Origin of the sequence: Acidovorax sp. ST3, from assembly GCF_003231145.1 — a bacterium.
GTDB lineage: Bacteria > Pseudomonadota > Gammaproteobacteria > Burkholderiales > Burkholderiaceae_C > Acidovorax.
Genome location: NZ_QKVP01000124.1, coordinates 1 through 533, shown reverse-complemented (window position 1 = coordinate 533; position 533 = coordinate 1). Strand labels below are relative to the sequence as shown.

General features: G+C 73.2%; 1 pseudogene. It reads left to right on the top strand.

Going from position 1 to position 533, the window contains the following annotated elements:
• Window positions 1-10: 10 nt before the first annotated feature.
• Window positions 11-533: pseudogene (locus DNK89_RS23920) on the top strand (phosphate acyltransferase); the annotation flags it as partial.

Here is a 533-nt window from a genome sequence, read left to right as displayed (position 1 = left end):
GGTTCCAGGCTTGGCCATCGCCGCCGAGGCCCTGGCCGGGCGGGCGGTGCGCTTCCTGCTGCACGGCGACGAGGACCGCCTGGCCGCCGAGCTGGCGCGGGTCCCATCCCTGAGGGCGATCTGCGAGGTCCGCCACGCCGAGCGCGTGGTGGCCATGGACGAGAAGCCGGCCCAGGCATTGCGCCGGGGCAAGGGCACCAGCCTCTGGAACGCCATCGAGGCCATCCGCGAGGGCCAGGCCGACGCGGCGGTGTCGGCCGGCAACACCGGCGCGCTGATGGCGATGTCCAAGCTGATCCTGCGCATGGCCGCTGACCTGGACCGGCCCGCGATTGTCGCCGGCTGGCCGACCCTGCGCGGCGTCTCCACCGTGCTGGACGTGGGCGCCAACATCGAGTGCGACGCCGAACGGTTGGTCGACTTCGCCATCATGGGCGAGGCCTTCCACCGCGCCGTCCACCGGGTGGAGCGGCCGACGGTCGGCCTGCTGAACGTCGGCTCCGAGGACCAGAAGGGCCATGAGGAGGTGCGCG